Origin of the sequence: Gallibacterium anatis DSM 16844 = F 149, from assembly GCF_000379785.1 — a bacterium.
Classification (GTDB): domain Bacteria; phylum Pseudomonadota; class Gammaproteobacteria; order Enterobacterales; family Pasteurellaceae; genus Gallibacterium; species Gallibacterium anatis.
The window spans coordinates 11,716-34,599 of sequence record NZ_KB903673.1 but is presented as its reverse complement, the minus strand read 5'-3'; the positions used below and the strand labels follow the sequence as shown (position 1 = coordinate 34,599).

21 protein-coding genes are annotated in these 22,884 nt (G+C 41.3%); 7 read left to right on the top strand and 14 right to left on the bottom strand.

Annotated elements, in window-relative coordinates:
- Nucleotides 1-19 precede the first annotated feature (19 nt).
- Nucleotides 20-847 carry a D-hexose-6-phosphate mutarotase gene (locus A3EO_RS0101375; RefSeq protein WP_013746998.1) on the bottom strand — a complete coding sequence of 276 codons (828 nt, stop codon included), beginning with the start codon at nt 845-847 and terminating at the stop codon, nt 20-22.
- Nucleotides 848-982: 135 nt separating this feature from the next.
- Between A3EO_RS0101375 and A3EO_RS0101370 the strand changes: the two genes are divergently transcribed.
- Nucleotides 983-2,917, top strand: a complete 1,935-nt coding sequence (locus tag A3EO_RS0101370; protein ID WP_018345670.1) for an ATP-dependent DNA helicase — start codon at nt 983-985, stop codon at nt 2,915-2,917.
- Nucleotides 2,914-3,627 carry a tRNA (adenosine(37)-N6)-threonylcarbamoyltransferase complex dimerization subunit type 1 TsaB gene (tsaB, locus tag A3EO_RS0101365; protein WP_018345669.1) on the top strand — a complete coding sequence of 238 codons (714 nt, stop codon included), beginning with the start codon at nt 2,914-2,916 and terminating at the stop codon, nt 3,625-3,627. The genes A3EO_RS0101370 and tsaB overlap by 4 nt, the downstream gene beginning before the upstream one ends.
- A 54-nt stretch (nt 3,628-3,681) precedes the next feature.
- Here the strand turns inward: tsaB and aroG are convergent, their stop codons facing one another.
- From aroG to prfA, 9 genes are all read right to left on the bottom strand, one after another.
- The gene (gene aroG / locus A3EO_RS0101360) at nt 3,682-4,770 is read right to left on the bottom strand and encodes a 3-deoxy-7-phosphoheptulonate synthase AroG (RefSeq protein ID WP_018345668.1); all 1,089 of its coding nucleotides are present in this window, start codon (nt 4,768-4,770) and stop codon (nt 3,682-3,684) included.
- Nucleotides 4,771-4,847: 77 nt separating this feature from the next.
- Nucleotides 4,848-6,098: a lipoprotein-releasing ABC transporter permease subunit LolE gene (gene lolE / locus A3EO_RS0101355; RefSeq protein WP_026210934.1), complete on the bottom strand. Its 1,251-nt coding sequence runs from the start codon at nt 6,096-6,098 to the stop codon at nt 4,848-4,850.
- On the bottom strand, nt 6,098-6,817 hold the full coding sequence (gene lolD / locus A3EO_RS0101350; RefSeq protein ID WP_018345666.1) for a lipoprotein-releasing ABC transporter ATP-binding protein LolD: 720 nt from the start codon (nt 6,815-6,817) through the stop codon (nt 6,098-6,100). Before lolD ends, lolE begins: the two co-directional genes overlap by 1 nt.
- The gene (locus tag A3EO_RS0101345; RefSeq protein WP_018345665.1) at nt 6,810-7,994 is read right to left on the bottom strand and encodes a lipoprotein-releasing ABC transporter permease subunit; all 1,185 of its coding nucleotides are present in this window, start codon (nt 7,992-7,994) and stop codon (nt 6,810-6,812) included. The genes lolD and A3EO_RS0101345 overlap by 8 nt, the downstream gene beginning before the upstream one ends.
- 108 nt (nt 7,995-8,102) lie before the next feature.
- Complete coding sequence (locus tag A3EO_RS0101340; RefSeq protein WP_018345664.1) at nt 8,103-9,044, bottom strand: 2-hydroxyacid dehydrogenase; 942 nt, start codon at nt 9,042-9,044, stop codon at nt 8,103-8,105.
- 88 nt (nt 9,045-9,132) lie between these two features.
- Nucleotides 9,133-9,987: a 3-deoxy-8-phosphooctulonate synthase gene (gene kdsA / locus A3EO_RS0101335; protein WP_013746990.1), complete on the bottom strand. Its 855-nt coding sequence runs from the start codon at nt 9,985-9,987 to the stop codon at nt 9,133-9,135.
- 16 nt (nt 9,988-10,003) lie between these two features.
- The gene (locus A3EO_RS0101330) at nt 10,004-10,846 is read right to left on the bottom strand and encodes a SirB1 family protein (RefSeq protein WP_018345663.1); all 843 of its coding nucleotides are present in this window, start codon (nt 10,844-10,846) and stop codon (nt 10,004-10,006) included.
- Nucleotide 10,847: 1 nt separating this feature from the next.
- A complete protein-coding gene (prmC, locus tag A3EO_RS0101325) occupies nt 10,848-11,714 on the bottom strand; it encodes a peptide chain release factor N(5)-glutamine methyltransferase (RefSeq protein ID WP_026210931.1) in 867 nt (288 codons plus the stop codon).
- Between the two features lie 7 nt (nt 11,715-11,721).
- Nucleotides 11,722-12,804 (bottom strand): peptide chain release factor 1, encoded by a 1,083-nt coding sequence (gene prfA / locus A3EO_RS0101320; protein ID WP_013746987.1) that lies wholly within the window; start codon nt 12,802-12,804, stop codon nt 11,722-11,724.
- A 243-nt stretch (nt 12,805-13,047) separates the two neighbouring features.
- On the opposite strand from prfA, the gene A3EO_RS0101315 reads away from it, so the two are divergent.
- The 5 genes from A3EO_RS0101315 to A3EO_RS13285 all read left to right on the top strand — a co-directional run bounded on the left by A3EO_RS0101315 (nt 13,048) and on the right by A3EO_RS13285 (nt 17,971).
- Nucleotides 13,048-14,256: an aromatic amino acid transporter gene (locus A3EO_RS0101315; protein ID WP_018345661.1), complete on the top strand. Its 1,209-nt coding sequence runs from the start codon at nt 13,048-13,050 to the stop codon at nt 14,254-14,256.
- 343 nt (nt 14,257-14,599) lie between these two features.
- The gene (locus A3EO_RS0101310; protein ID WP_018345660.1) at nt 14,600-16,663 is read left to right on the top strand and encodes an N-6 DNA methylase; all 2,064 of its coding nucleotides are present in this window, start codon (nt 14,600-14,602) and stop codon (nt 16,661-16,663) included.
- 8 nt (nt 16,664-16,671) lie between these two features.
- Entirely contained in the window at nt 16,672-17,271 is a 600-nt protein-coding gene (locus tag A3EO_RS12520; protein WP_080638269.1) for a restriction endonuclease subunit S, read from the top strand.
- Between the two features lie 16 nt (nt 17,272-17,287).
- Entirely contained in the window at nt 17,288-17,767 is a 480-nt protein-coding gene (locus tag A3EO_RS12515; RefSeq protein WP_018345658.1) for a restriction endonuclease subunit S, read from the top strand.
- A gap of 66 nt (nt 17,768-17,833) precedes the next feature.
- Complete coding sequence (locus tag A3EO_RS13285) at nt 17,834-17,971, top strand: hypothetical protein (protein ID WP_018345657.1); 138 nt, start codon at nt 17,834-17,836, stop codon at nt 17,969-17,971.
- Between the two features lie 219 nt (nt 17,972-18,190).
- Here A3EO_RS13285 and A3EO_RS0101290 read toward each other — a convergent pair whose 3' ends face one another.
- Genes A3EO_RS0101290 through hemC form a run of 4 tightly spaced genes read right to left on the bottom strand, consistent with a single transcriptional unit; the run spans nt 18,191 to nt 22,717 of the window.
- Nucleotides 18,191-19,456 carry a heme biosynthesis protein HemY gene (locus A3EO_RS0101290; protein WP_018345656.1) on the bottom strand — a complete coding sequence of 422 codons (1,266 nt, stop codon included), beginning with the start codon at nt 19,454-19,456 and terminating at the stop codon, nt 18,191-18,193.
- Nucleotides 19,457-19,471: 15 nt separating this feature from the next.
- Nucleotides 19,472-21,001, bottom strand: a complete 1,530-nt coding sequence (locus A3EO_RS0101285) for a uroporphyrinogen-III C-methyltransferase (protein WP_018345655.1) — start codon at nt 20,999-21,001, stop codon at nt 19,472-19,474.
- A gap of 27 nt (nt 21,002-21,028) precedes the next feature.
- On the bottom strand, nt 21,029-21,787 hold the full coding sequence (locus A3EO_RS0101280) for a uroporphyrinogen-III synthase (protein WP_018345654.1): 759 nt from the start codon (nt 21,785-21,787) through the stop codon (nt 21,029-21,031).
- The gene (hemC, locus tag A3EO_RS0101275; protein ID WP_018345653.1) at nt 21,788-22,717 is read right to left on the bottom strand and encodes a hydroxymethylbilane synthase; all 930 of its coding nucleotides are present in this window, start codon (nt 22,715-22,717) and stop codon (nt 21,788-21,790) included.
- Nucleotides 22,718-22,884 lie beyond the last annotated feature (167 nt).

Genomic DNA, 22,884 nt, shown 5'->3' with positions numbered 1-22,884 from the left:
TTAGACAGATTTTTCTGAATTATTGCTGTGCAATCCGCACTTCAATGGCATCGCCCTGTTTAATCTTTTGATCGATTCGTGCGGTTTCCACACAAAGCATTGTGCGATATCCCTGTTCACTCATTGCACTGGTGGCTTTGTGCCACGGATTCCACACCACCACATTGCTCGCATTATGGTGTTCCACCTCAATAAAACGGGCATTCGCTTTATCTTCGATATGATTAATACGGTTTTCGCCGGAATAGATATAATCTGTATGCTGACGAATTGACAATGGTGATGCCACATCAATCTCCTCTTTGGCTGCCGAATCAAAGCAATGTTTTGGCAAGCCGAAAATCGTCGTTTGCTCAATATCACCAATATTAAAATAGGTATGCAACGCCACTTGTGCTTCACTGTTATCTAATTGCGTAAATTTAACACGGCAGTCTTCGGAAAATGACATTCTCACCCGAGCAATCGCAATATTATTTTCAGAATACAAGCCAAAAATTAACTTCACTTCGTGTTCAGACACTTGCCAATCACTTAGCACCCATTGACGCAAGCGCGCAAAACCGTGTGCCGGTTCGCCATTTGCTCCAAACCACGGATAACAGATCGGCATACCGCCACGAATTGCCACCCCCTGTTTAAAAGGTTCGGCATCGCTCAACCATAATAGATCCTGCGCCGCATATTTAGGTTGCCAACTTAATAACTGCGCACCCTGTAACGAAACAATCGCCCGACCGCTTTCGTGTTCCACCACAATCATTGAAATTTCATTGTAGCGTTGTAGCGAAATATTCGGATGGATCTGTTCAATAAACTGCATTTTGTTTAACAGCGAAAATGTCATTATTTATACCTCAAAAACTAATCGAAAAATATTGGCGTTAGCATAGATCGATTAGTGCGTGAAAAAAAGTTATAATCTGAAAATCCTTTCATTTATTGAGATAGTTAAAACTTTTCTAAAAAATTACTGGTAAAAATGTCAAAAATCCAACAACTACAACAAATTTTCTCCACCGATGGCTTACTCAGTAAATCTATCGCCAAGTTTCAGCCTCGCCGCGAACAACTTGAAATGGCGACAGCCGTATTAAATACCATAGAAAAACAATCACAACTCATTGTTGAAGCCGGCACCGGTACCGGCAAAACTTTTGCCTATTTAATTCCGGCACTGCTCAATAAAGAAAAAACCATTATTTCCACCGGCTCTAAAAATCTACAAGATCAACTATTTCAACGCGATTTACCCACTATTATTAAAGCGATGAAGTTCAGCGGTAAAATCGCACTGCTTAAAGGAAGAGCCAATTATCTCTGTTTAGATCGAATGGATAAAATTTACCATCGCGGCATTTTAGGTGATCGTTCGCTATTAAAAGATTTAAAAGCGGTGCAAAAATGGCGCAATGCTACCAAATCCGGCGATTTAAGCGAATGTAATGCCTTGCCGGAAGACAGTGCCATTATTCCGCAACTGGTCAGCACCACAGAAAGCTGCCTTGGTGCAGATTGCCCTTTTTATAAAGATTGTTTTGTGTTGAAAGCCCGACAAAAAGCGATTGAAGCCGATTTAGTGGTGATCAATCATCATCTCTTTTTCGCCGATATGGCGATCAAAGAGAACGGTTTCGGAGAGCTTATTCCGAATGCCGATGTGATTATTTTTGATGAAGCGCACCAACTGCCGACTGTCGCCTGCCAATATTTCGGTGAAACCCTTAGCTCACGCCAAATTTTTGAGCTTTGCCGTGATATTAATCTGGTTTACCGCTCTGAACTGAAAGATATGACGCAATTAGGCAAAGCAAGCGATCTATTGGAAAAAATCACACAGGATTTCCGCTTAACCTTTGGTTTGGATAATCAACGTGGTGATTTACGCCAACTCTTTTCCAACACTGAAATTGCCAAAGCATTCCAACAATTACAGGATAAATTGAAATTTCTGTTGGAAGTGGCGAAAAAAGGGGAAAAACGTAACGAAACCTTGGATCGCATTATCGAACGCATTGAGGATTTAATCAAACTCAGCGACCGTTTAGCGCAAGTGCAACAAGTCGGCTACTGTTACTGGTTTGAAACATTCGGCAAACAGTTTAGCCTGCACATCACGCCATTAACCATTGCCGATAAATTTCAGCTACAGCTGGAAAAACAGCAAGCAGCGTGGATTTTCACTTCCGCCACACTGGATTCCGGTGATAATTTTTCCCATTTCGCTGCCGAGTTAGGCATTATCAACGCACAGAAGAAAATTTTGCATAGCCCGTTCAATTATGAACAACAGGCACTGCTCTGCATTCCACGTTTTCTGCCGGCAAGCAACCGTGGCAACACGCTACAACAATTAGCCCAAATGCTGTTGCCGATTATTGAAGCTAATCAAGGCAACTGTTTTGTGCTTTGCACCTCAATTTTTATGATGAAAGGCTTTGCCGATTACTTTCGCCAACACAGTCAGTTAAATGTGTTATTGCAAGGCGAAACCAATAAAAGCAAATTATTGCAACAATTCACACAAAACAAGCACAGCGTTCTTGTCGCAACCCAAAGTTTTTGGGAAGGCATTGATGTGCGTGGCGATGCGCTTTCTTTGGTCATTATTGATAAATTGCCATTTGCTTCACCGGACGAGCCGCTGCTCAAAGCACGCATTGAAGATTGTCGTCTGCAAGGCGGTGATCCCTTCAATGATATTCAAATTCCTGAGACCATTATTACCTTAAAACAGGGCGTTGGGCGTTTAATTCGTGATATTAACGACCGTGGTGCGATCATCATTTGTGATTCGCGTATTGTAACGCGCCCTTATGGCCAGCAATTTTTACAAAGCCTGCCACCGGCAAAACGCACTCGGGATTTAACTAAAGTCATCAATTTTTTGCAAAAAATTAAGGATAAAACAGAATGAAACCAACTTTACTCGCATTGGACACTTCAACTGAAGCCTGTTCCGTTGCATTACTTTTTAACAATGAAGTGACTTTTTTCGATGAAATCGCACAACGCACACATACTCAGCGTATTTTGCCGATGATCGATCAATTACTGCAACAATCCGACATTAAACTGACTCAAGTGGATGGCATTGTGTTAGGGCGTGGCCCCGGCAGTTTTACCGGTGTGCGTGTTGGCGTTTCCGTTGCACAAGGGTTGGCATTGGGCGCAGATTTACCGCTCTACCCTGTCTCAACATTAACCGCTATGGCACAAGCCGCTTATGAACAACAACAAGCGCAAAGTGTGCTAAGTGCTATTGATGCCAGAATGAATGAGGTCTATTTTTCACAACTGCAATATCAAGCCGTTACGATAAACGGCGTACAATATGATCATTGGCAAACCGTTATTGAAGAACAAGTGATTGCGCCACAAAATTTGCTTTCACAATTAACTGCAAACTATGAAAATGCACTTAAAGTCGGCACCGGTTGGGCGGCATATCCCGAGCTTTCCGCTGTTTCTGCCAAAGAGAGCAACATCACTTTACCTTCCGCTAAATATATGTTATCTCTTGCAAAACTAGCCTATGCCCAAAATAACTCCATCTCTGCCACCGCACTCGAACCGGTCTATTTACGCAATGAAGTCACTTGGAAAAAACTTCCGGGAAGAGAATAATTTTTATAGGATAAAAATTTGGGGTGAATATTTCACCCCATCTTTTGAGAATAATTAAGCAAGTTTTGCTCGTCTGGCTTTTACTGCTGCTGCGAGATCATACAACACTTTTTCGGTATCTTCCCAACCGATACAAGCATCAGTAACGCTTTGCCCGTAAACCAGTGATTTTTTGCCGTCAATAATATCTTGGCGACCTTCAACAATATTACTTTCAACCATTACACCGAAAATATGTGTTGAACCTTCGCTTAATTGACGACAAACATCATCACACACTTCAAGTTGTTTTTTAAACTGTTTTGAACTGTTTGCGTGGCTAAAATCGATCATTACGTGCGGAATTCTGCCACTTTTTTCAATGTCATTTGCCACTTTTAAAACGTGTTCTTTTGAGTAATTCGGACCTTTATCACCGCCACGTAAAATAATATGGCAATCATTATTTCCTTTGGTGGCAACAATCGCTGAATGACCGAATTTGGTAACGGACAAGAAATAGTGCCCTGCTTCTGCGGCACCGATAGCGTCAAGCGCAATTTTTACGCCGCCGTTGGTGCCGTTTTTGAAACCGACCGCACAGGATAAGCCGGAAGCCAATTCACGATGCACTTGAGATTCGGTCGTTCTTGCGCCGATTGCCCCCCAGCTCATAAAATCAGCAATATATTGTGGTGTGATCATATCGAGAAATTCGCCGGCAGAGGGTACACCGAGATCGTTGATGTCTAATAATAATTTACGTGCCATTCGCAAGCCATCATTCAGTGCATAGGTGTGATCTAGATGCGGATCATTAATTAACCCTTTCCAACCCACTGTTGTACGCGGTTTTTCAAAATAGACGCGCATAATCACTTCCAATTCACCTTTGAGTTCTTCACGCAACACTTTTAAACGTTTCGCATAATCCAATGCCGCTTCAGGATCGTGAATTGAACAAGGCCCGATAACAACCAATAAACGATCATCTTCTTTGTGTAAAATGTTATGCACTGCTTGACGCGCCTGTTTAACGGTTTTTGCTGCCGTTTTACTTGCCGGATACTTTTCCAACAAGGCAATCGGTGGAAGGAGTTGTTCTACTTTTGCAATACGGACATCATCGTTTTCAATACGAATATCTTTTTTAATCACTGCCATTTAATTACTCTCTTGTTTTTATGTACTACTAAACTAGTGCAAATACTAGCATATGGAGTTTTATTTTCAACACTTTTTTAATGATTATTTAAAACTTTTGCCGGTTGTAATTTTGCCGCACGAATTGCCGGGTAAAGTGAAGCAAGCAAACTTAACAGCAAAGTGGCTACAAAAACTAAACCAACATCGGTGAAATGCAATTCACTCGGCATAAAATCAATAAAATAGACGCCGTCCGATAAAATTTTAGTATGGAAGATTTTTTCAATCGCGTAGATAATCTCGGTTAAGTTCAGTGCCACCACAATGCCTAAAATAATCCCCCATAAACAGCCTTTCATTCCGGAAAATAGACCATACCAAAGGAAAATTCGGCGGATAAAGCTACTGTTCGCCCCTAATGTGCGCAAAATGGCAATGTCGCCCTGTTTATCTTTCACCGCCATAATTAAGGTGGAAATAATATTAAAACAGGCAATGCCAATCACCAGCACCATTGCGAGGTACATCACGCTTTTGATTAATGAAATATCACGATACATATAACCGAAACGCTCAATCCAGCTGTGTGCGGTTAAGGCTTGCGGATAATCCGCCAGTGCGGAAAAATCAAACTCATTGACAGCAAAAGGTGAATGAACGGCAATCTCAACACCGCTTACCTGTGTGGGTTGATAATCAAGATATTGCTGCGCCAATGCCAACGGAATAAAAGCATAACTGTGATCGAGTTGCCCGTCTAAACGCAAAATACCGGCAACCTGCAAACGATGGTGTTGCGGTTGTGTCATTTTGTTGAGTTCCTGCTGATTTTGGTTAGACACCAATAAAGATACCCAATCGCCGACATTAACATTGAGATCTTTGGCAATGCCATAACCTAAGATAATGCCTTGATTCTGTTTGGAAAAAGTTTGCCAATGCCCATCCAATACAAATTGCCCGACTGCACTCACTTGTTGCAATAATTGAGGTTCAACGCCTTTCACTTGAATCACTTTTAATTTACCGCCGGCTTCCGCCAAAGTCGTGAAAGTCACATAAGGCGAAATGCCTTTAACCTCGCTGTTCGTGCGCAACGTTTGTACTAATTTTTGCCAATTTTGAATTGGCTCTTTTTGATAACCGCTGATATCAATATGTGGCACAACCGCCAAAATGCGTTGATCCAATTCTCGTTGAAAGCCGTTCATTGCGCTTAAACCGATAATTAAAACGGCAACGCCTAACGCAATGCCTAAGGTTGAAAACCACGAAATCAATGAAACTAAGCGATTTTTCTGTTTCGCTCGCTGATAACGCCAGCTGATAAAAAACGGCGTATTCATCATAAATGTTCCTCAATGCTGAGTATGCCGTCACGCATCAGATATTTTTTCTGTAACTTCGCTGCTAACGATAAATCGTGTGTTACCAATAAAAAGGCAATATTTTTCTCTTGATTAAGTTGTTGAATTAATTCAAAAATATTTTCTGTTGTTTTTTGGTCAAGATTGCCGGTCGGTTCATCTGCCAACACTAAATCAGGATTATTCACCAACGCTCTGGCAATAGCGACGCGTTGTCGTTCACCACCTGACAATGCCGAAGGGCGATGATTAATACGATGAGTCAAGCCTACCGCTTTTAACATCGCTTCTGCCTGTTGGTACGCTTCTTGGCGATCTTTTCCGGCAATCAACATTGGCATTGCTGCATTTTCCAATGCGGTGAAATCTGCCATTAAATGGTGAAATTGATAGACAAATCCTAAATGGCGATTGCGTAACTGCGCCACTTGACGATCGGAAAGTGTCGATAGTTGCGCACCGTTTAAAAAAACCTCGCCCGAAGAGGGTTTATCCAATCCGCCCAACAGATGCAATAACGTACTTTTCCCTGATCCGGAACTGCCGACAATGGCGGTTAAATCGCCTCGATATAACTGAAAAGAGATATTCTGTAACACAGTCGTTGCCTTGTCGCCCTCTTGATAAGTCTTAGAAAGCTGCCGGCACGCCAACAAAGGTTGTGTCTGATTAGTGGTATCTGTCATAAATTTACTCATAGCGTAACGCCTCCGCCGGTTCAATTTTTGCTGCTCGATATGCCGGATAAAGCGTTGAAATAAAAGATAAAGTTAATGAAAATAAAATGATAACGGTAACTTGTGCCGCATCTATTGCGGTCGGTAACGGGAAACCTAATGGATTAAACCAACTGAGCATCGGCGTGAGGTAAATTGTGGCAAGTATGCCCAATATGGCACCGATCAGTGTACTTAAAACTCCGATCAACATCCCTTGATAGATAAAAATCGCCATCACCTGCAAACGGGTAAAACCTTGCGTTTGTAAAATGGCAATTTCACTCTGTTTGTCCAATACCATTAAGCTTAATGACGTTACAATATTGGCAATCGCCACCAAAATAATAAGACTGACTAACAGCGACATCATATTTTTTTCCATTTTTACCGACTGGAAAAATTCCCCTTTTTGACTGCGCCAATCATCAATCTGCCATTTATCAGGTGGGAAATAGTTCGGTAATTCAGTAATTAAGAAAGGATCTTGTAAAAACAGACGTTGCCCCTGCACTTGATCCGGCTTTAAGCGTAATAATCTCCCCACATCCTGCAAAGCGGCAAAGACCTGATTATCTGCACTCCAGTCAGGATAAATCGCTGCCACTGTGAATAAACGCTGCATCGGCACACGCCCTAACGGTGTATAAACACTGTTTTCCGGAATCAATAATCGCACTTTATCACCGACAACCAAGTTATTTTGACGTGCCAGCTGTGCACCGATGATCAGATTAAATTCTCCTGCCGGCAACAAGGTTGTTAATTTTTCATTAATGCCGTTTAGTAACGGATCATCCTGACGCTGTTGTACCCCAATTAATTGCGCTGCACTTAAGCCATCACTGCTTTGCATAATCACATTTGCACGATTAATCGGCACAACTTTAGTCACAAATTTCGGTAATTTCGGCAGTTGATCTTGTGTTAACGAGAATGGCGCTTGTTGCGGAGCAATGATCGCTTGCGGAATATTCTCCAGTACATTTTGTTTCTGGTAATTTTCCAATCCGTTCATCACCGATAGCACAATAATTAATGCCATAACGCCTAAAGTGATTCCGACACCTGCCAAACGCGTCACTAAGCGACCGAAGCGATCGCCGCTTTTAGAACGCCAATAACGTAATGCCACCATTAATGGGACGTTTACCGACATAATTTTCCTTATTTTCTACCCTAAAAAGCTGTTTTATTTAAATCCAATAAAAATATGGGTGCGAAAACACACCCATTCTTTGATTTATAGCTGTTGTAAGCTCAATGCTTATTTGCCGGTTGCGACAAATTCTTCAATATTTTGTGTCACCTTATTCACCAAAGTGGTTACCGCAGAATCCGATGCCCACGCAATATGCGGAGTAATCAATAAATTCGGTAAACGCTTCGCCGCTTCCATTAACACATTGCCTTTTTCCGGTGGTTCTTGACGCATCACATCCAATGCGGCGCCCGATAATTTTCCGGAAGACAGCGCTTCAAACACTGCCTGTTCATCCACCAACGGCCCACGACCGGTATTGATCAACAACGCACCGTCCTTGCAAAGTGCCAATGTTTCACGATTAATTAAATTTTGTGTGGTTTCAGTCAATGGACAATGCAAGGTAATAATATCAGCTTGTGCCAACACCTCTTCAAATTTGGTATAGCCTTCACGGACAGTTTCTGCACCACGATGTTCAGCGAACAGCACTTTCATTCCGAGCAGTTCTGCCAAACGTCCGACTTCACGCCCTAAATTACCACGCCCGAAAATACCTAAGACTGATCCTTTTACATCTTTTACCGGATAATCGAAATAACAAAACTGTTTGCATTCCACCCATTTATCAGTGAGCTGATCTCGATACCACCCCATCAAGCTGTGGCGTAAAGCATAAATCATACCGAGCACGTGTTCCGGTACAGTAACGGAAGAGTATCCGGTAACATTTTTAACGACAATGCCCAACTCTTTTGCGGCATTAAGATCAACATTATTGGTGCCGGTCGCTGTGATCGCAATCAGTTTCAATTTTGGCAATTGTTGCATCACTTCTCGACTAAAAATCACCTTACTGGTAACGGCAATTTCTGCGTCCTGCATCCGTTCGATCACCTGATCCGCCGGCGTATATTCATATTCCACCCATTCGTGTTCAAACTTCGGGCGAGGAATCGGGATATGCTTAGGAATAGCGGTACTGTCTAAAAATACAATTTTCATATTCGGCTCCTTATATTAGTCGGAAATGATGCTCTTTATTTAACGTTACGATTAAACGCATTTTTATCGCATTTATGGCGAATTCTGTTTAATTTGAAGTATCTAACTCCGCAAAACTTTTCACTAAATCGTCCACCGCTTTCATTTGCGCCACAAACGGTTCAAGTTTATCTAAAGGCAGTGCGGAAGGACCGTCACATTTGGCTTTTGCCGGTTCCGGATGTGCTTCCAAGAACAAGCCTGCTAAACCGACTGCCAAACCGGCTCTTGCCAATTCGGTCACCTGTGCGCGGCGACCACCTGATGCAGCACCGAATGGATCACGACACTGTAAAGAATGCGTTACATCAAAAATCACCGGACAACCTTGCGATACCTGTTTCATAATGCTGAAACCTAACATATCTACCACTAAATTGTCGTAACCAAAGTTAGTCCCGCGATCACACAAAATCACTTTATCATTACCGCACTCTTTAATTTTTTCAACGATATTTCCCATTTGGCCCGGGCTTAAAAACTGCGGTTTTTTCACATTAATCACCGCACCGGTGCGCGCCATTGCTTCCACTAAATCGGTTTGGCGAGCTAAAAATGCCGGCAATTGGATAATATCCACCACCTCAGCAACCGGCTGGCATTGATAAATTTCGTGCACATCAGTAATGATTTTCACACCGAAAGTTTGCTTTAATTCTTCAAAAATTTTTAACCCCTCTTCCATTCCCGGACCACGATAAGAGTAAATCGAAGAACGATTGGCTTTATCAAAAGAGGCTTTAAAGATATACGGCACCTTTAACTTGTCTGTCACTTTAACATATTGTTCACAAACTTGCATCGCCATATCACGACTTTCCAACACATTCATACCGCCGAACAGCACAAACGGTTTGTCATTCGCGATCTCGATATTGCCTACCTTTACCATTTTATTTTGCATAAATATTTCCTATAACTTATTGAAATGAATAAGGAATATGTTTTAAATCCTGTAATTGCAATCTGATGAGCGGCGCCACCGGATCTTGTGGACACTGTTCAACGAAATAGGTTAAATCCGGCACTGCCAAATGAAAACATTCCATATTGCCGTACACCACACCACGATCTCGAATTTCATAAGGATCGTCAGGTGTTTCCGATAAACGATGTTCAATCAATGCTAACGCCTGTTCATTACGCCCTTCACGAATTAACGCACTTTTTAGCACTTGATACATCCGATCTTCCAAATCGATGAGATCACCGACACCGACATACTCTTCCGATAACGGGGTGCCGAAGCCAAGATAGCCCTCCAACCACGTTTGGATAGTTTCCTGAGAAACATATTTACCATTCCAAGGGTCGATAAAAGCGACTTCATCATCCACATCCACGCGCAATAAAAATTGTGTCGGGAAATTCACGCCACGTATCGGCAAATGAAAATTAGCGGCAATAAAAAGCAATATTGACCCTAACACCGCCGGCGTTCCCTCTTTAGTGGCGAAGACGTGAGGCAACATCAGATTGGAGGCGTGAAAATAGGTTTCACGATCACAAAAAAAGCCTTTTTCCCCATAAAAAAATTGAAGCAACAGATGTACTCGCATTTTGACATCTGTTTCCCCGTCAATAAATTTGCCGAATTCACGAATCAAATGCCCTAATCTGGAATAGATACTGCTTTTCTTGAAATCGGCATCAATAATTTGATTAAAAGAGATAAGTTGATTTAATAAATATTTCCCTGCTTTTTCTCTTTCTAAGGCGATTCTAAGCGCCTCATCATTCTCTATTATTCTATTTTTTTCCATACTACCTATCCCACTTTGCATAGGTGACGCGCTGATTGCCACCATAATCTAAAACGGTTCTTACCGCACACCAATTATAACGCTTAAACAGTGCCTGCACAGCTTCCGCCTGCTGCCAACCGTGCTCAATCAACAAATATCCACCGGTCTTCATAAATGTGGTTGCTTGCTCGATAATTCGTTCAATATCCGCTAATCCTTCTTTTTTTGCTACCAATGCGGATAACGGTTCAAAACGCACATCCCCTTGTTTAAGATGCGGATCATTTTCGGCAATATAAGGTGGATTACTGACAATCAAATCAAATTTTTGTGGCGGCAAGGATGAAAACCAATCACTCTGCATAAACTCAACATTGGTTAAATGGTTACGTTGCCCATTTTGTTTTGCCAACAACACTGTTTCAGCCACACGATCTACGCCAATAATACGATAAGCCCGCTTTTGTTGTGTTAATTCAGCTGCCAACGCTAGCGCAATCGCCCCTGTTCCTGTGCCTAAATCCAAAATCGATAACGCTGCTTCGCTTGAATAGTGCTGCAATAGCGATAATGCGGTTTCCACCAAACATTCGGTATCGGCTCTTGGAATCAGCGTTACCGGCGAAACCAACAAATCTAAACTCCAAAACCCTTTTTCACCGAGAATATAGGCGATCGGCTCGCCTTGCAGACGACGTTGCAGCAACAGTTCCAAGCGTTGCTGCTGCGCTTCACTTAATCGTGTTTCCGCAAATGCCATAATTTGTGCTTTGCTTTTCTCAGTCACAAAACACAACAAGGCATTTGCATCTATTTTCGCGTCCTCACTACTCTGCTCAACACTTAATCGTGCAACCGCCTGTTGCAGCCACTGCTGATAATTCAAGGGCGCATTACTCATTTTCAGATAAAGCAGCAAGCTGTTCCGCTTGATATTCAGTAATGATCGGCTGGATCAAATCATCAATTTTTCCGTTCATAATCTCGTCCAAACGGTATAAAGTTAAATTGATGCGGTGATCGGTAACACGCCCTTGCGGATAGTTGTATGTACGAATTTTATCGGAACGATCACCCGATCCTAACAAACTACGTCGAGTATCCGCTTGCTCTGCGGCTTTACGCTCCTCTTCCGCCTGCACTAATCGGGATGCCAACACCGACATCGCTTTCGCTTTATTTTTATGTTGTGAACGTTCATCCTGACATTCCACCACAATACCGGTTGGAATATGAGTAATACGCACCGCAGAATCGGTGGTATTAACGTGCTGACCACCGGCACCGGATGAACGATAAGTATCAATACGCAAATCGGCAGGATTAATTTCCGGCAAGGCAGATTCCGGCAATTCCGGCATTACAGCTACAGTACAGGCTGAAGTATGAATTCGACCTTGAGATTCCGTTTTCGGCACACGCTGCACGCGATGACCGCCGGATTCAAATTTTAATTGACCATAAACATTTTCGCCGCTGATTTTGACGATAATCTCTTTATATCCGCCCTGCTCGCTCTCATTCGCGCTCAGCACTTCTGTGCGCCAACGCTTGCTTTCTGCATAACGGCTGTACATTCTGAACAAATCGCCGGCAAAAATACCGGCTTCATCGCCACCGGTTCCGGCACGAATTTCTAAATAACAGTTATATTCATCATTCGGATCTTTCGGCAACAATAGGATCTGTAACTGTTGTTCGCTCTCTTCGATGCCTTGAGTACAATGGGCGATTTCCTCTTCCGCCATCTCTTTCATACTCGGATCATCAAGTAGAATTTGTGCCTCTTGCAAATCACTATTAAGCTGTTTCCAACGAGCAAAACATTTCACCACATCTTCCAACTGTGAATACTCTTTTGAATATGCTCTGAATTTCTCCTGATCATTGATTACTGAAGGGTCGCCAAGCAACGCCTGTAACTCTTCATAACGCTCATCTAATGTTTCTAATTTACTGATAATAGAGGCTTTCATCATTCACCTTTTATAAATGTTATAACTTGAACTGAAAAATCTGCTTATTCTAACGAATAATCATAATGATGAACAGGCAAATCACATCATTCTTTTCACTCGTTTCGTCCCGATATTCGTTACAAATAGAATAAAAAATAAGCTATTAAAACAATGAAAATCGGAAACTGTAAAAAATAGATTACATTGTAAACCTTTTTATATACAATCAAGGCTCTCATCCACTCTCAAAGAGAATTTATTATGAAAAATAAAACGTTAGGTAGTGCTTTAATCGTCGCCGGAACCACCATCGGCGCAGGAATGTTGGCGATGCCGATTACATCCGCTGAAATGGGGTTCGGTTACACTTTATTATTACTTTTTATCCTTTGGGCTTTGCTTTCTTATAGTGCGTTGTTGTTTGTTGAGGTTTATCAGAAAGCGGAACGCAAAGATGCCGGAATAGCCACCTTGGCTGAACAACATTTTGGTATGGTTGGTAGGGTTTTAGCAACCTTATCTCTTGTAATTTTTATGTATGCTATCTTAACCGTCTATTCTTTGGGCGGTGGTGATCTTTTTGCACCGTTTTTAACTATTTTCGGTGAACACGCTTCCGCTGCGGCAATCATTGGCTTCGTGGTTATTTTGGCGATCGCAGTAACTATCGGTACAAACGCCGTTGATGGTTTTACCCGTTTATTATTCCTGATTAAACTTGTTGCGTTTGCTTTAGTGTTGTTTTTAATGTTGCCAAAAGTAACAGCGGAAAATTTAGGTGCTTTACCGCTTAATTACTTTTTAATTATCTCCGCTAGTCCGGTCTTTTTCACTTCATTCGGTTTCCACGTCGTTATTCCAAGTATCAACAATTATCTGGATGGTGATATTCGCCGTTTACGCATTGCCATTATCGGCGGAACCGCTATTCCGTTGGTGGCGTATATTGTGTGGCAGATGGCAACTCACGGTGTTTTTGAGCAATCACAATTCGTGCAAATTATTCGTAATGACCCAACATTAAACGGCTTGGTCAATGCAACTTATAAAGCTACCGGCAGTGATTTAATCAGTGGTGCAGTGCGTACCTTCTCAACTTTAGCATTAATCACCTCTTTCCTCGGAGTATCATTGGCATTGGTTGACTGTTTGGACGATTTGTTAAAACGTGTTCGAATTACGGCAAATCGCTTCACTTTAAGCCTATTAACCTTTGTTCCGACTTTATTATTTGCATTGTTCTATCGCGATTTCTTAGCGGTATTAACTTATGCCGGTCAAATGTTCACCTTCTATGGATTGGTGTTGCCGGTAGGTATGGCGTGGATGTTAAGACGCAAATATCCGGATTTACCATATCGTGTTATCGGTGGTAACATCGGGCTATTGGTAGCATTGGTATTAGGCTTATTAATCATCAATGTACCGTTCTTAATTGATGCCGGTTATTTACCGAAAGTTGCCGGTTAATAACTTTCCTCACGCAAATGACACAAAGACCGCAAAATATTGCGGTCTTTGTGCTTTTATGTAGATCGGCTTAACCTTTAGTTTCTTCGACTTCCCCAAATACCTATAAAAAAGATCAATATAGCAAAGCGCATAATAATCCACGCCATAGTAAATGGTGTACCATCTGAAAAAACAGCAGCAACAAGGTAGTGCCAACAATAATAATGCCGTTCAGTGAGAAAAAATCAGAACAGGCAGAAAAACACCGTATACACTTTAACCTGTTCAATCTTTCCTTCAAAATATGCTATCATTTGCCATTTTTAACTGTGCAAAGCATTTAAAAAATAAGGAATTTTCTATGAAACAAAAACTTCAGTCTGTCGAGCCAAATATCGCCGAGCTTGGCAATGGCTGGCTTAAACAATATGATCTACCATACAAACTTGAGCAAGAGTCACTCAATACAGAAATTGATCAAGCCCTAGAAAACTATGCTTCTAAAAATGGCGGTCTAGGCGGTAATCGTCCTGATGCCAAATTGCTATTACAAGACAAGAAAAAACGTTATTTCCCCGTACTGATTGAATACAAAGGTGAGAAAAGCAAATTAGAAAAATTAGACAGTGATGGCACAATCGCCAATCGTGATGCCAAAGGTGCGCCGCTCTATAAAAACATTAAAAATTATGCCGTTAACGGTGCAATTCATTATGCCAATGCTATTTTGCACCATACCAGTTATACCGATGTAATTGCTATTGGAATGACGGGCAGTAAAAATGCCAAAGATGAAATTGAACACAAAATCGGTGTGTATTACGTCTCAAAAAGCAATCTCGGCTTTGGACAAAAAATCGGTGAATACAGTGATTTTTCTTTTTTAGCACGCGAACATTTTGAAGCGTTTATTGAAAAAATTGATGAATTAAGTCTTGATGATAAGACCTTAAAACGCTTAAAAGAGTCCAGAGAACGTGAAATTGATGCTAGCCTTGTGAAGCTCAATAACGATATTTATAACGAAGAAAAAGGACTAAGCGAAAACGACCGTATTTATCTTGTAGCAGCCACTATCATTGCCACATTGGGCGTAGATGGCAAAGTTGCACCACTAGAAAAAAGCGATCTGCCTTCAAAATATGCAACAGGCAATGATTCAGACGGTAAAATCCTTATGCGCAAAATTGAGGACTTCTTAAATGAGCGCGCCATTCCGCAAGATAAAAAAGAGCTGATTATCCGCACGCTTTCTAATGCCGCATTGGCTGAAAATGTGAATAAAATTCGAGATGGCGAAAGCCAATTAAAGCGCGTTTTTTCTAAAGTTTTTGATGACTTGGGTATTTATTACAAAATCGGTCTTACCACTGATTTTACTGGCAAGCTCTTTAATGAAATGTACTCCTGGCTAGGCTTTACGCAAGATAAATTAAACGATGTGGTTTTAACACCTTCTTATGTCGCCACGCTTTTGGCAAAACTCGCTAAAGTGAATAAAGACAGTTACGTTTGGGATTTTGCCACAGGTTCGGCGGGCTTGCTGGTGGCGGCAATGAATGAAATGCTCATTGATGCCAAAAATACCATCACTTCACCTAAAGAATTACGTCAAAAAGAAGCCAAAATCAAAGCCGAACAGCTTTTGGGGATTGAGATTTTGCAAAACATTTATATGCTTGCCGTGCTGAATATGATCTTAATGGGCGACGGCTCAAGCAATATTCTCAATAAAGACTCTGTGCGAGATTTCTCTGGAAAATATGAAATGGGAGACCACAAAGAGAAAGAATTTCCTGCAACGGCTTTTATCCTCAATCCACCTTATTCCGCTGCAGGCAATGGCATGGTATTTGTTGAAGCCGCTTTTCAAAAAATGAAAACAGGCTATGGTGCAGTGATTATTCAAAATTCCGCAGGCAGTGGCAAAGCCACCGAATTTAACCGCCGAATTTTAGAAAAAAATACCCTCATTGCTAGCATTAAAATGCCTGTTGATCTATTTATTGGCAAATCCAGCGTGCAAACCAATATTTATGTATTCAAAATCGGCGAAGCGCATCATACCAAGCAAACCGTTAAATTTATTGATTTTAGCTATGACGGCTACACGCGCACCAATCGCAAAAAAGCCAGCGTCAATCTCAAAGACACCGACCACGCTAAAGAACGCTATGAAGCTTTGGTGGATTTGGTGCATTTTGGACAAAGCGAAGAAACCAGACGGTTTTTTGATAACCAAACCTATTATGAAGGCACTATTGATCCCAAAAACGGCGCAGATTGGAATCAAAGCGCGCCGATTGACAGTACACCAAAACTAGAAGACTTCAGAAAAACCGTTGCCGATTATCTCGCTTGGGAAGTGAGCAATCTGTTAAAAAACAGCGGAGGAAATGACTTGGGAAAGTTCCAAGCCACTTAGCCGAAAAACTGGAACAGGCTAAGTGGGGAGAGTTTTTCTTAAAAGATCTATTTACGACTATAAGAGGAACAAGGCTAGTTGTCGCTAATCGAATAAGTGGAACAAGAGCACTGGTTACAGCAGGATTTGAAAATACAGGCGTAGCTGAATTTATTGGAAATTTGGATCAAAAAATATTTCCAGCTTCTAAAATTACTATTGATATGTTTGGAAATTCATTTTATAGAGATTATGAATTTTCTGCTGACGATAATATTTTAGTTCTTTACGAAAAAACGGAAATGAGCAAAGCAGCAAAAATTGCTATATCTTCCATTATTCATAGATCTTTATTAAATAAATATAGCTATGGAAATCAATTCAGGCTAAATAGTTTCAACAAGGAAAAAATATCACTTCCAATTACTGCAGAAGGTAAAATCGACTTCCCATTTATGGAATCCTTTATTAAAGCACTCGAAGCCGAACGCATTAAAAAACTTGAAGATTATTTAATCTCAACGGGGCTTTCTCACTATCAATTAACCCCGAAAGAAGAAAAAGTGCTTGACATCTTCACCAAAAATATGCGGGGGGGGGGTAGAAACACCTACCGTCTTGTGGCGTGAGTTTTCTTTTCAGCAGATGTTTAAATATATACAACAGGGCAGACGTTTAAAGAAAGAAGATCAAATTTCTGGAGATATTCCTTTTGTGATGGCAGGAACGACAAATACAGGCGTTGCTAATTATGTTTCTAACCCCGTTGCTCAATTTCCTAAAAATGCCATCACAATGGATATTTTTGGCAATGCGTTTTATCGCAGTTATGCTTTTGGGGCTGGTGATGATACAGGAGTCTATTGGAACCCACCCGAAAATGAATATTCAAGAGAAATAATGTTGTTCTTAACAACAGCAATGAGTAAATCCGTCTTTAAGAAGTTTTCTTATGGCAAAAAATTAAGAAGCTCACAAAGTTTGAAAATAAAAATGAAACTCCTCGCCACCCCAGACGGCCAACCCGATTTTGACACTATGCAAACCCTGATTTCTGCCGTGCAAAAACAAGTTATAAAAGATGTGGTGAAATATACCGAGCAAAAAATGGCGGAGAGTCACTAATTGTTGAATAGTCAATTACGTTTCTTATATCGTTCAGTTGATGCGAAAGGCTTTTGCAGGCTAGCTATGAGGAATGACACGGAAGCAGATCTTGTGGGACATATTATGCTAAGCAAAGCACGCATTAAGGGCGAAAAAGTGTTGGCGTTAGTGCCACTTACGCTTTCGTCGCAATGGCAACAGCAAGGCGTGGGACTGCTTTAATAGAGGCGGCGCATCAGTGGAGCCAATCAGTTAGGAAAAATTTCGGCGATTTTTGCAATGTTTTTGTCCGTCAGATTAGGGCTGTGCATTTTTAGCTTTTCTATATTATTCATTTTTTAATTCCTTAATAACCATAAAAATCTGCATCTTAATCAGTTGCTTAGTTCAACTTTTAGGATGCAGATCAAAACGTATTTTTAAATCTTAAATAAAACGAAACTATTTTTTCTCTAAACTCAACACATCATCTGTGGTGAGTTCAGCATTATCATCAATCTTCATTGTGTCTTTCAAACACTGCTGACGAATTTGTTGAGCTGCAGCCATATCATTGGCTTTCTCTGCTAAATACGCCGCAACAGTGTAATCCTGCACTTCAATATCGGCTTTATCTTCGGTTGCCAGAATTTTCGCAAATGCTTGTCGGGCTTTATCAAATTCATTCGCACGTAATGAAAGGTAACCAATGGCGCGGGCAAAAGCGCAATTTAATTTCGCATCAGTCTGCGATTTAGCCGATTTTTCTAACCATTTCATTATCTTACTGCTGTTAGCCACCTGCAAACGAGCAATTTGTGTGGCAAAAGCCAACATTTCGCTGCTTTCAATACGTTTAAATGAATCCAATGCCAATTGATATGCTGAGTCGTGATCATCGCTATCAATTAAACGGCGGATCATACCAACAATGGCATAGCTGTTTTGGCGACGTGAACGCGGTTGATCTTCCCACCATTTCAATAGACCGTCGATACCATCTTCATTCATTTTTTCATCAAGCAGACCATCAACAACTTGATGTTGTAATTGCATAAATTCAGCTTCGGCATATAAACCGCTTTTACCAATCTTCGGCAATAGATTATCCAACGCCAAATAGGCGTGCGAACGAAGATAAATTTCCACCGCTAAACGCAACACTTCGACATTTTGCGGTGCTAACACTAGCAAACTGTCCACTGCTGTTCTTGCAGTCGGTAATTTATTTTGCTGTAACAGAATGCGAGTACGCGCCAATTCAACAATTAAGTTATCTGAGCCGGCAAGCTCTGTCGCTTCAATCAGATATTTATTGGCACTGAATTCATCACCGCGTTGTTGCGCCGCTTCCGCTGCTTTAACAAAATTCAGAATCGGCTCGGATGAATGTTTCGCATTTTTACCAATCAATTTTTCAGCTTTGGCGTAATTTCCTTCATCCATTTTCACAAAACCTTGCAAAATCTGTTGCTGCGCTTTGCGGCGTTTTCTCACGGAAAACCAATTATAAGTACCGCTACTTAAACGGAAAAATCGAGAAATTACCCACTCAATACCATAAACAAGCGCCAATGCGATGACAAAAAATATCACCAGCATTGTAATGCTCATCTCAATACTGTGAGATTCAGTCAAAATACGCACATAACCCTGTTTACCCGAAATATAAGGCCCGCCAATAAAACCGACCAGTAGGATAATCATTAAGAATAATACTCTGAACATATCACATCTCTCCCACTATTCTGTTTTTTCCGGAACTTGTTCTGTATTCGGTGTTTCCGATACAGGTTGTTGTGGTGCAGCGGCTTTATCATCCGTAGTGGATTCAGGCGCAGCTTCTTTTGCTGCTTTCTCTTCCGCTTTATTCTCTTCTAGAATTTGTGAATTCGCTTTCAAATCAACTTTTTCAATTTGATGCGGCTGTTTATGCAGAATTTCATCAAGAACGGTCAAACTTTCAAAAGTATTCGGCGCATCAACATAAATAGACTGCTCCGATAACTCATCCAGCTGTTGCAAGAATTTTTGTGCTAACGCACTGTCAACATTGAAATAACTTCTTACCCAGCTGGTAACCGCTTCAAGCGAACTTTTATAAAGCTCATTCTGTTGGCGAGGCACCGCTAAGATAGCAATTTGCAAACGTAAGCGAATGTTTTCGCGTAGATAAATATCCTGATTTGGTGCAAGCAGTGCTTTCTCAACCGGATCTCGTGGTTGAATGCGGATAAAATGGTTTAAGAAAGAGTTGGCTGATTTTTCAATGTTGCTTTTCCAATCACTGATAGAATCGGAAGGATCATCACTATTTTCGCTATCACTGTTGTTGGCGGACAAATCCAATAATTCCAAATCATCAACAGAATTAGCCAGTTGTGATAATTTTTGCATAATGACATTTTGATCGACATCATTCACGTTTGCCAACCGTTTTAAATCTTGCGCAATTGCCGTGCGGACCGTAATCGCACGCGGATCAGTAACATCATTAAGTACTAAATCCGCCTCTTTTAATAATGAAATCGCCGTTCCTAAATCATTATCTATGATCAATTTACGCTGTGCATTGCTCAACAGAAAATCCGCTTCCGACATTAGCCATTCATTCGGCTGCGCTTGTGATTTTTCTGCCATTGTTTTATTAAGTTGTGTCTGTAACGCAATAATCTGCTGTTCGGTAATGCCTTTATTTTGTTGCAGCACCTCTAATGTTGATTTGGTCGCATTCAGCTCCTGTTCGGTTTTCGTTAATGCTTCTTTTAATGCGTTAACTTCCGACATATCGACACTATTTGACGATGCTGCTTTTGTCACTGCTTGCTGACTGGATTCCAACGCTGCAACCTGTTGTTGCAAGTTAGATAACTGTTGCTGCCCAAGATAATAGCCACCGGCACCGACACCCAAAGCAACCAATAATGCCAACAAAGCTAATCCTTTGCCGCCTCCGGATTTTTGTCTGTTTTCTGTTGTTTTCATTGCTTTTTCCGCTTGTGTTGAAGTTGAATTAGCTGAAGTTTTATCCTCTTTCGCAGTGGTATCCGCTTCCGCTTTTTTATCTGATGTATCCGCTTTCTTGGTTACAGAAGCTTTTTTCTCAGCAGTAACCACTGTTTTTTCGGTTGTTTTTACTTCTTCCGCCGCTTGAGAATCTGCCTGCGCTTTTTTGTCAGGTTCGGTACTGCTATTCTCATCTGTAGTCAACGACACCTCTTCGTTTATTTCTGCACCGGTTTGAATATCAGTTTCGTTATGTTGTTTTTTCATCACTACACACCTTATCTATTATTTATCTCAAGAATGGGGATAAAAGGATAATATTGTTTTTAATAAACTAAGATTATCAGCCTTTTCAGTGAGAATAATCTTATCCTGTTGCCAACCTGCCTCCAACGCAAGCTGCATCAGACGATCACTAATCACCACCAACTTACAACTCATTAGCCAATTATGTTCACTTTTTGGAATAAAATCCAGTAAATACCGCAAAATTTCACCGCTGGTTACCACAATCGTATCAATTCCGGCACGCGAAAAAAATTTCAATTCAGCTTCACTTAATTGCTGTGCCTGACGACAATAACACGCCACTGTTTCCACCGCTGCACCACGTTGCGGCAACTGCTGCGGTAATAATTCGCGACCGCTCTGCCCTCGCAAAATAATAACACGTCGCCCGTTACAATTTTGCATTTGCGGCAATGCCAATAAACCCTCACTATTTTCATTGGCAAATGGATAATGCACCGGTTGTTGCGTTGCTTCACTTAACAGTGCCGCCGTTTTCCGCCCTACTGCAAAATAGTGCACATCTTTACGCCAACCAAACCCGGTATTCTGCAACACTTGATGCGCATATTGCACCGCATATTGCGAAACAGAGATCACATAATCACCGGCGGCGAGCTGTTGCAATTTTTGCGGTACATCATTTAACTGTTCGCCGGCTTCAATTTTAATGAAAGGCGCATAAATTGCTGCTACGCCTGCTTTGTTTAACATTTCTGTTAAATGCTGACCGGCATCTTCCGGTCTTGTGACCAAAATACCCATTTATGATTTCATCACCTGTGATAATAAATCTTGCGCACCTTGAGCCAACAGCATTTCCGCCACCTGTACGCCCAGCTGCTCCGCCTGTGCTCGAACTGCCGTTGCTTCAGCTCTTAACACTTTGCTGCCATCAATCGCACCGACCAATGCTCGCAAGAAAAGTTGTTCGCCATCCAAAATAGCATAACCGGCAATCGGCACTTGGCAACCACCCTGTAACCTATTGTTCATAGCCCGTTCGGCAATGACGCGATCCCAAGTGTCTTGGTGTAACAACGGTTTCAGTAATTGATTTACCCATTCATCATCCTGACGACATTCCACACCGACTGCACCTTGTCCGACCGCCGGCAAGGAAACTTCCGGCGCAATAAAACTACGGATACGTTGCTGTTCCCCCAAACGGATTAATCCGGCAGAAGCTAAAATAATGGCATCATATTCGCCCTCATCCAATTTGCGTAATCTGGTGCCGACATTGCCTCGTAAGGTTTTTAATTCAATATCGGGGCGAAGTGCTTTCAACTGACATTGCCGTCTTAAACTTGATGTTCCCACCACTGCATTTTGTGGTAATTCATCCAAACTTGCATATCGATTGGAAACAAATGCATCGCGCGGATCTTCACGTTCACAAATGACACTAAGATGTAATCCTTGCGGAAACTGCATCGGTACATCTTTCATTGAATGCACCGCAATATCGGCTCGCCCTTCCAATAAAGCCAATTCCAGCTCTTTTACAAACAAGCCTTTACCACCAATTTTTGCCAATGGTGTATCCAAAAGCACATCACCTTTGGTCACCATTGTCACCAATTCTACCGTTAATTGTGGGTATAAAACTTGCAGTTTATGTTTAATATAATTGGCTTGCCATAATGCCAGAGGACTTTGACGCGTTGCAATGCGGAGAACATCTTTTTGCATAATTAACTCTTTTTATTCAAATTATTATTCATTTGTTCTATATCCTACCATTGTTGCCCGATATTGTCAGTGTTTCCTCTTGACAACTTCATTGAGATTAATCAAAAACTAAGCATACGTGCTACATCGACTATTTACCAATAAAGGTTAAAGTGTTAGAGTTTTCG

What these genes read in the sequence shown, in the direction of transcription:
- A3EO_RS0101310 (WP_018345660.1), top strand. Translation starts at nt 14,600, where the DNA reads ATGAAACAAAAACTTCAGTCTGTCGAGCCAAATATCGCCGAGCTTGGC.
- A3EO_RS0101280 (WP_018345654.1), bottom strand. Translation starts at nt 21,787, where the DNA reads ATGGGTATTTTGGTCACAAGACCGGAAGATGCCGGTCAGCATTTAACA.
- lolE (WP_026210934.1), bottom strand. Translation starts at nt 6,098, where the DNA reads ATGAATACGCCGTTTTTTATCAGCTGGCGTTATCAGCGAGCGAAACAG.
- A3EO_RS0101370 (WP_018345670.1), top strand. Translation starts at nt 983, where the DNA reads ATGTCAAAAATCCAACAACTACAACAAATTTTCTCCACCGATGGCTTA.
- A3EO_RS0101285 (WP_018345655.1), bottom strand. Translation starts at nt 21,001, where the DNA reads ATGAAAAAACAACATAACGAAACTGATATTCAAACCGGTGCAGAAATA.
- A3EO_RS0101345 (WP_018345665.1), bottom strand. Translation starts at nt 7,994, where the DNA reads ATGTCGGTAAACGTCCCATTAATGGTGGCATTACGTTATTGGCGTTCT.
- A3EO_RS0101330 (WP_018345663.1), bottom strand. Translation starts at nt 10,846, where the DNA reads ATGGAAAAAAATAGAATAATAGAGAATGATGAGGCGCTTAGAATCGCC.
- A3EO_RS13285 (WP_018345657.1), top strand. Translation starts at nt 17,834, where the DNA reads ATGAGGAATGACACGGAAGCAGATCTTGTGGGACATATTATGCTAAGC.
- tsaB (WP_018345669.1), top strand. Translation starts at nt 2,914, where the DNA reads ATGAAACCAACTTTACTCGCATTGGACACTTCAACTGAAGCCTGTTCC.
- prfA (WP_013746987.1), bottom strand. Translation starts at nt 12,804, where the DNA reads ATGAAAGCCTCTATTATCAGTAAATTAGAAACATTAGATGAGCGTTAT.
- kdsA (WP_013746990.1), bottom strand. Translation starts at nt 9,987, where the DNA reads ATGCAAAATAAAATGGTAAAGGTAGGCAATATCGAGATCGCGAATGAC.
- hemC (WP_018345653.1), bottom strand. Translation starts at nt 22,717, where the DNA reads ATGCAAAAAGATGTTCTCCGCATTGCAACGCGTCAAAGTCCTCTGGCA.
- A3EO_RS12515 (WP_018345658.1), top strand. Translation starts at nt 17,288, where the DNA reads ATGTTTAAATATATACAACAGGGCAGACGTTTAAAGAAAGAAGATCAA.
- aroG (WP_018345668.1), bottom strand. Translation starts at nt 4,770, where the DNA reads ATGGCAGTGATTAAAAAAGATATTCGTATTGAAAACGATGATGTCCGT.
- A3EO_RS0101290 (WP_018345656.1), bottom strand. Translation starts at nt 19,456, where the DNA reads ATGTTCAGAGTATTATTCTTAATGATTATCCTACTGGTCGGTTTTATT.
- A3EO_RS0101315 (WP_018345661.1), top strand. Translation starts at nt 13,048, where the DNA reads ATGAAAAATAAAACGTTAGGTAGTGCTTTAATCGTCGCCGGAACCACC.
- A3EO_RS0101375 (WP_013746998.1), bottom strand. Translation starts at nt 847, where the DNA reads ATGACATTTTCGCTGTTAAACAAAATGCAGTTTATTGAACAGATCCAT.
- A3EO_RS0101340 (WP_018345664.1), bottom strand. Translation starts at nt 9,044, where the DNA reads ATGAAAATTGTATTTTTAGACAGTACCGCTATTCCTAAGCATATCCCG.
- lolD (WP_018345666.1), bottom strand. Translation starts at nt 6,817, where the DNA reads ATGAGTAAATTTATGACAGATACCACTAATCAGACACAACCTTTGTTG.